The organism is Paracoccus marcusii (assembly GCF_006151785.1).
Lineage (GTDB): Bacteria > Pseudomonadota > Alphaproteobacteria > Rhodobacterales > Rhodobacteraceae > Paracoccus > Paracoccus marcusii.
In genome coordinates, this window is record NZ_VDDD01000295.1 from 1 (window position 1) to 529 (window position 529).

1 pseudogene is annotated in these 529 nt (G+C 59.4%); it reads right to left on the reverse strand.

The features are described from left to right. Positions 1 to 463, reverse strand: a pseudogene (locus tag FHD68_RS18840) (IS5 family transposase); the annotation flags it as partial. Positions 464 to 529 lie beyond the last annotated feature (66 nt).

Consider the following 529-nt stretch of genomic DNA (forward strand, 5'->3'; position numbering starts at 1 on the left):
CGCGCGCCGATGTAATCGCTGACCTGTCCGGCGGTGACGAACAAGTCGATCGGTCGCCCCTGACTGTCGCAGATGGCGTGCAGCTTGGTGTTCATGCCGCCTTTGGTTCGACCGATCAGACGACCACGCCCCCCTTTTTGGCGGCCATGCTGGTCGCCGTTCGATGGGCCTTGAGATATGTCGCGTCGATCATCACGGTCTTCTCTTCGCCGTGCTCAGCGGCCAGACCTGCCATCATCCGCGCGAAGATGCCTTTCTCGCTCCACCGCTTCCACCGGCTGTAAAGCGTCTTGTGCGGACCATACTCCTTCGGCGCATCGCGCCAACGCAAGCCATTGCGATTGATGAAGATAATCCCGCTCAAAACCCGCTTGTCATCGACCCGAGGCTTACCATGAGGCTTGGGGAAGAAAGGGGCCAGGCGTGCCATCTGCGCGTCGGTCAGCCAGAAGAGATCGCTCATGTCACCGCTCCGTTTTCAAAGCCGTGAATCATGCTGTTCCCGCGAAATCAATGCATCCTGACCCTA